Annotated in this window: 7 protein-coding genes; all 7 read left to right on the forward strand. The window is 48.3% G+C overall.

All coding sequences use genetic code 11. The features are described 5' to 3' along the window. Positions 1 to 95 precede the first annotated feature (95 nt). Complete coding sequence (locus ACY69O_RS07660; RefSeq protein WP_462332878.1) at positions 96 to 542, forward strand: FHA domain-containing protein; 447 nt, start codon at positions 96 to 98, stop codon at positions 540 to 542. 5 nt (positions 543 to 547) lie between these two features. After that, complete coding sequence (locus ACY69O_RS07665; protein ID WP_462332879.1) at positions 548 to 1,255, forward strand: Stp1/IreP family PP2C-type Ser/Thr phosphatase; 708 nt, start codon at positions 548 to 550, stop codon at positions 1,253 to 1,255. After that, complete coding sequence (locus ACY69O_RS07670) at positions 1,248 to 2,507, forward strand: FtsW/RodA/SpoVE family cell cycle protein (RefSeq protein WP_462332880.1); 1,260 nt, start codon at positions 1,248 to 1,250, stop codon at positions 2,505 to 2,507. Before ACY69O_RS07665 ends, ACY69O_RS07670 begins: the two co-directional genes overlap by 8 nt. Beyond that, positions 2,497 to 3,900, forward strand: coding sequence for a peptidoglycan D,D-transpeptidase FtsI family protein (locus tag ACY69O_RS07675; RefSeq protein ID WP_462332881.1), 1,404 nt, complete (start codon positions 2,497 to 2,499; stop codon positions 3,898 to 3,900). The genes ACY69O_RS07670 and ACY69O_RS07675 overlap by 11 nt, the downstream gene beginning before the upstream one ends. Positions 3,901 to 3,913: 13 nt before the next feature. Next, on the forward strand, positions 3,914 to 5,626 hold the full coding sequence (gene pknB / locus ACY69O_RS07680; RefSeq protein WP_462332882.1) for a Stk1 family PASTA domain-containing Ser/Thr kinase: 1,713 nt from the start codon (positions 3,914 to 3,916) through the stop codon (positions 5,624 to 5,626). A gap of 12 nt (positions 5,627 to 5,638) precedes the next feature. Next, positions 5,639 to 6,283, forward strand: a complete 645-nt coding sequence (rpe, locus tag ACY69O_RS07685) for a ribulose-phosphate 3-epimerase (protein WP_462332883.1) — start codon at positions 5,639 to 5,641, stop codon at positions 6,281 to 6,283. A gap of 14 nt (positions 6,284 to 6,297) precedes the next feature. After that, positions 6,298 to 6,441 (forward strand): 7-cyano-7-deazaguanine synthase (locus tag ACY69O_RS07690; protein WP_462332884.1); only part of this gene is annotated, 144 nt, incomplete at its 3' end.

Raw genomic sequence — 6,441 nt, forward strand, 5'->3', positions numbered from 1 at the left:
ACATTTGTAAACGGAAAGCGTATTGACAGCATTGTCCTGCAGCCGGACGATTTGATTCAGATAGGAAACACCGTATTGCGGTACGAGGTGCCGGAATGATAAATTCTGTGCTTATCTCGTTGTTTAAGGTAATTCTGCAGTATGGAATACTGATATTTTTGTTTTATTTCCTGTGGAAGATGGGAAAGAGTCTTGCTCCGGCTCTGAAAATGCCGGCGCAGGACAAAGAAAGCCCTGCCGGAGGCCCCGGAGAGGCTGTGCTTACCTTCGTAGAAGGTCCCGAGGAGTATAAAGGAAGACGGTTTGCTTTCAGCGACAGTCTTTCCGTAGGACGCGCCGATGATAACGATCTTGTGATTGCAGACAGTTTTATTTCACATCATCACATCATTTTTCAGCGTGTGCAGACACTCTATACTGTTCAGGACCTCGGAAGCGCGAATCATACCTTCGTGAATGAGGAGCTTCTGGAAGAACGCAGGATATTAAAAAACGGGGATCGTATAAGGCTTGGTACTATTACGATTCTTTTTGAGAGGTGACTGTAGTGTCAAAGGTTTATGCAGCGACCGATATAGGAACGACCAGACCTATTAATGAGGACAGTTATGCCTGCATGGCATCCGGTACCTATGTGGTGGCTGACGGCATGGGAGGCCATGTTGCCGGAGAGGTTGCAAGTCATATAGTTATTGCTACAATACAGGATGTTTTAAGCCGTGAGGATAAAATAGACGAGCCGGTTCTGAAAAACGCGGTGCTGAAAGCAAACGAGGCGATACTGCAAAAGGTCTCGCGTCATTCCGAATACTCAGGGATGGGAACAACCGCAACGCTTTTTCACGCAGATGAGGATGTCTGCGTCTACGCTCATGTAGGAGACAGCAGACTTTATCTTATTCGTGGCGGAGAAATGACACAGATTACAAAAGACCATTCTTTTGTGCAGAATCTGATTGAAAATGGAGAAATTACTCCTGAAGAAGCAAAAAATCACCCCAACAGAAATATGCTGACGCGTGCCGTTGGTGTTGAAAAAGACCTTGCGGTTGATACTGGGAAGTTCAGTGTGGGAGCGGATGACATGCTTATGCTTTGCACAGATGGCCTTACAACTGTGGTGTCAGATGATGAAATCCTGAGCATTCTTTTATCCGATACTGAACATGATAAAGCAGCAATGCTTGTAAAGGCGGCATTGGATGCCGGCAGCCGTGATAATATAACTGCTGTGGTAGTGGATTATCATGCTTGAGAGAAGTGGGGTTCAGCTCCTTTTGGGGCCTGTTTTGGCTTTAGCCTGCGGACTCGGAGTTCTGATGCTGAGACACTGGCCGGGAATAGATTCCACGGTGCTGGCACTTTTGGCTGCTGTCGTGGTTTTTATGCTGGGAACGGAGATTTTCCTTTCTCATCGGTTTCGCCGCACGGTAAAATTTTTCCCTATAGCAGTCTTTCTTTCCTGCATTGGACTTTTGATGACCGCACGGCTGGTGCCTGCGCTTTTCAAGATGCAGCTTTGCTGGGTTCTTGTGGGAATAGTTGTTTTTACCTCTGTGGTCATGGCAAAGAAAAAAGTGCTGGCGCTTCTGGATTATCAGTACAGTCTCGGTGCGCTGTGCCTTATTTTGCTTATACTGCCGCTGCTTTTCGGTACTGAAATCGGAGGCAGCAGGAACTGGATTGCGCTGGGGTCAATTACGATTCAGCCGTCCGAGTTCGGCAAAATAGTTTTGATTTTATTTCTTGCGGCTTATCTGGCAGACCACCGTCAGGTGCTGACTGAAAATCTGAGAAGGTTTTTCCTGTTTGAGACAGCGCCGCTGAGATTTATTGCTCCACTCCTTTTAATATGGGGCATGGCAATGCTGATGTTTGTTATTGCAAGAGATTTGGGCTCGGCACTGCTTTTCTTCGGGATTGCCGTGTTCATGACATACATGGCTACGGGCAGCAAATCCTATGTTGCTGCTGCTATGCTGTTTTTTACGGCGGCATCAGCTGTTAGCTATATGCTCTTTTCGCATGTCCGCGTCCGTGTAGCTATATGGCTGCATCCCTGGCAGGACCCCTCGGGAATGGCGTATCAGGTTGTCCAGTCGCTGTTTGCGATTGGCACAGGCGGCATCTGGGGAGTGGGGTATGCCCATGGCAATCCGGATATTATTCCTGCGGTTCATACAGATTTTGTTTTTTCGGCAATCGCTGAGGAGCTTGGTTTTCTGGGTATGACTGCAGTTCTTCTCGGATATCTGTTCTTGTTTTATTACGCGATACAGACGGCGCTTCTTCAGACGCGTCTTGTATATACACTTATTGCCGCGGGATGCGGGACTGCATTTATACTGCAGGCATTTATCATCGCCGCGGGAGTTACGAAGTTTTTGCCCCTTACAGGCATTACTTTGCCGTTTATCAGTTACGGCGGCAGCTCAATGATAGCAAGTTTTTTGATGCTGGCGCTGCTTACGATTTTGGAAAAAGAGGGAAATGAACGTGTCGGGTAAACCGAGCGATTCCATCAGAAAAAATATACTTCAGGCTGCATGGCTGCTTATAGGCCTTGTTATCTGCCTGTTTTGCTATATTTTATATATTGAATGTGCTGAAGGTCAGGAGCTTACGCATCATCCCCTTAACTCCCGCGGACTCCGTGAGGTTTCGGGGATAGCACGCGGTAAGATTCTTGATTCGGACGGCAGAGTTCTTGCCGAGACCGATGAATCGGGTATCAGAAGATATCCCTACGGAGCCGCAGCGGCTCCCGTAACGGGGTATGTGGGCATAGAGATAGGCTCCGCAGGCGTCGAGCATTATTCGGCCATGGCTCTTTCGGGACGGGCGTCGGCAGACAGCCATATAGGCCCTGTCGCACAGCTGTTTTCTGATGCCGAGGGCTGCAATGTAAAACTGACTGTTGATGCAGAGCTTCAGCAGGCAGCCTATGACGCACTGGGAGACCGAAAAGGTGCCGTTGTGGTTTTGAATGCCGAGACGGGTGCCGTGCTTGCTATGGCAAGTACGCCATCTTTCGATCCTGAGTCTGCGGCAGAAAACTGGGAGGATATTTCAAACCGGGAGGACAGCGTGCTTTTGAACCGTGCGCTCCACGGACTTTATCCGCCCGGGTCTACGATTAAACCTCTGGTTGCCGCTTTCGCTTTGAAAGGCGGAAATGTAAATCAGAAAGAAATTTTCGACTGCAGCGGAGTGCTTGACGTCGGCGGAGGGTATACAATAGCCGAAAGCCACGGCGAAGTACACGGAAAGGTCACTCTCAGGGAAGCAATTACAGAGTCCTGCAATGTGGCATTTGGCACCATTGCATCACGTATGGGAAAGAGCGGACTCGAAAGCATGTTTTCCGCGGTTTCATTTAACAAGGCTTTATCCGGAGAGCTTGACAGCCCCATTGCACAGCTTCCCGATTACAGTGCTCTGTCAAAGGGAGAGGTTGCGCAGATTGGCATAGGTCAGAGTACACTTCTTGTGACACCTTTGGCTATGGCAATGCTTGCAGAAGGCTTTGCCAACAATGGTAAAATAATGAAGCCGTATATTGTTGATGAAGTACTTTCATCAAGAGGTATTGTAACATCAAGAGCTGTGCCTGCAGCATGGAGCGGCAGTATTCCAAAGACTGAGGCACAGATTATAGATGGATATATGGAAGAAGTAGTCCGTGAGGGTACAGGAACCGCGGCTTATGTAAACGGTGTCCGTGTTACGGGAAAGACCGGAACTGCTGAAAATTCTTCCGGAAACGACCATGCGTGGTTCATTGGAACAGCGCAGGTTCAAGGGAAAAAGATAGCTTTTGCTGTTTTAATAGAGAACGGCGGCGGTGGCGGAATTGTAGCCGCACCGATTGCCCGTAATTTGATTTTGCAAATGATGTAAGGAGGATACAACCATGGTACAGGGCGTTTTGGACAATCGATATGAGATTCTTGAACGCATCGGCGGTGGCGGAATGGCAGATGTGTATAAAGCACACGACAAGATTCTTGACCGCGTGGTTGCCGTTAAAATTCTGCATGCGCAGCTTGCAGGAGATAAAGATTTTTTGGGAAAATTTCAGATGGAAGCACAGGGCGCGGCCCGTCTTTCACATTCCAACATTGTGAATATTTATGATGTCGGTGTGCAGGAAGGTACGCATTACATCGTTATGGAATATGTGGATGGAGAAACCTTAAAGGATAAAATAACCCGCGAAGGGCATCTGTCCATTGAAGAATCTTTGAAAATCGCAAAGGAAATAGCAGAAGCATTGTCACATGCTCACAAAAATAATCTTGTGCACTGTGATGTAAAACCGCATAACATTCTGGTTATGCAGGACGGACGTGTCAAGGTTGCGGATTTTGGAATCGCAAGAGCAGTGACTTCCACGACTATGACATACAACGGAAATGTTGTAGGCTCAGTACACTATTTCTCACCGGAGCAGGCAAAGGGGACAAAGATTACTCCGAAATCTGACGTATATTCTCTTGGCGTTGTGCTGTATGAGATGCTCACAGGTCATTTGCCGTTCACAGGGGAAACAACTGTAAGCGTTGCTCTGAAGCATCTGCAGGAGCAGCCGCGTTCCCTGCGTTCCATTGACCCGCAGATTCCTGCTGTTGTTGAGGCTATTGTGTTTAAGGCAATGTCAAAAGACCCGCAGGATCGTCCTGACGCTAAAGGGCTGGCAGAGGATATAGCGTCCGCCGAGCATCTTCTCGGTTTTAAGCAGGAATCGGTTGCCACAGTTGACCCGTTTGCAACACAGATGATGCCCCGTGTTACAGCTGATGACCTGGAAGCAGAGTCAGAAGACGAAGCTCAGAAGCCTGTCTATAAGTCCAGAAAATTCGTGTTCAGTATCGTCGCGGTGCTCATCATGGGCTTTGCGCTGGGAGCATTTCTGTCCTTCGGTAAATTCTGGAGTTCGGCAGAGATTTCTGTTCCTGATGTAACCGGACGTCCGGTTGCATTGGCAAAGCAGCTTCTTGAAGCGCAGAATCTGCGGGTAAATATTGCGGAAACGTATGATGCGAATGTTCCTGCGGGACAGGTTGCAAAACAGTCGCCTGAGGCAGGAGCTGTCGTCAAGGAACAGAGAGTAATTACTATTTACGTAAGCAAGGGCGGCGAAGAACTTACAATGCCGGACCTCAAGGGACTCTCAAAATCCGCAGTTGAAGAAAAACTGCGTAAAATGGGTCTGACATTGGGCAGTGTCTACATGAAGGAATCCGATAAGGACGTAGGCACGGTTCTTGACCAGGACCCGCAGCCGGGAAGCAAAATCAATAAAGGCAAAACTGTAGACCTTACCGTCAGCAAAGGTAAAAAGGTGCAGATGATAAAGGTTCCTGACTTTACGGGAGGAACTATTGATTCCGCTAAATCCAGCCTGAAATCTCTTGGGCTTAAAGTTGGTTCAATCACCAAACAGGACAGCAGACAGGCACCGGGAACTATCATCAGCCAGTCTCCGAGCGGTACTTCCGTTGAGGAAGGAACAAGCATTGACTTTGTTGTTTCCAACGGAAAACGTCCGTCCTCGGGAAAAAATGAAAACACAGGAAATGCCGGACCAAGCAAACAGAACGAATCCGGCAAAAGTGATAAATAAAGGAGTAAGAACATGATTTACATAGCACCGTCAATTTTATCCTCTGACTTCGCATCATTGGGAGAAGAGGTTCAGCGTGTTGACAGGGCAGGCGCCGACTATATCCACATTGACGTGATGGACGGGACATTTGTTCCCAACATTACGTTAGGCTCGCCGGTCGTTGAGAAGCTTCGTCCGCACACTGAAAAGGTTTTTGATGTGCACCTCATGGTGGAGCACCCGGAAACGCAGATTGATGCGTTTGCAAAAGCAGGCGCGGATATCATCACATTCCATGCGGAGGCTGCAAAACATGCACACCGTATCGTGCAGCAGATTCATGCTCACGGACTGAAGGCAGGACTTGCTCTGAATCCGGGTACGTCTGTATACGAAGCAGATGCTCTTCTTGATGAACTGGATATGGTTCTTATCATGACAGTAAATCCGGGTTTTGGCGGGCAGAAATTTATCCCGTCAACCCTTAGAAAAATCCGCCAGCTCCGTGATATGATGGCAGAGCGCAGGCTGGACGTGGATATCGAAGTTGACGGCGGTATTAACCCGACAACAGCGAAGGAAGTTATTGAAGCGGGAGCCAATGTACTTGTTGCGGGCTCTGCAGTGTTCGGCAGTGATGATCTCGCAGCTGCAGTATCTTCACTGCGCGGATAAGGAGGAAGTTCAATATGGAAAAAGCAGTTGTTCTTCTTTCGGGAGGACTTGATTCTACCGTATGCATGGCCGTTGCACACAGCAAGGGCATGGAGCTGTATCCTATCAGCTTCAACTATCATCAGCGCCATAATATCGAGCTTGAAAGCGCTAAAAAG

Source organism: Schwartzia sp. (in: firmicutes) (assembly GCF_978017985.1).

Coding starts and splice junctions, on each gene's coding strand:
- ACY69O_RS07660 (WP_462332878.1), top strand. CDS start 96: ATGATAAATTCTGTGCTTATCTCGTTGTTTAAGGTAATTCTGCAGTAT.
- pknB (WP_462332882.1), top strand. CDS start 3,914: ATGGTACAGGGCGTTTTGGACAATCGATATGAGATTCTTGAACGCATC.
- ACY69O_RS07670 (WP_462332880.1), top strand. CDS start 1,248: ATGCTTGAGAGAAGTGGGGTTCAGCTCCTTTTGGGGCCTGTTTTGGCT.
- rpe (WP_462332883.1), top strand. CDS start 5,639: ATGATTTACATAGCACCGTCAATTTTATCCTCTGACTTCGCATCATTG.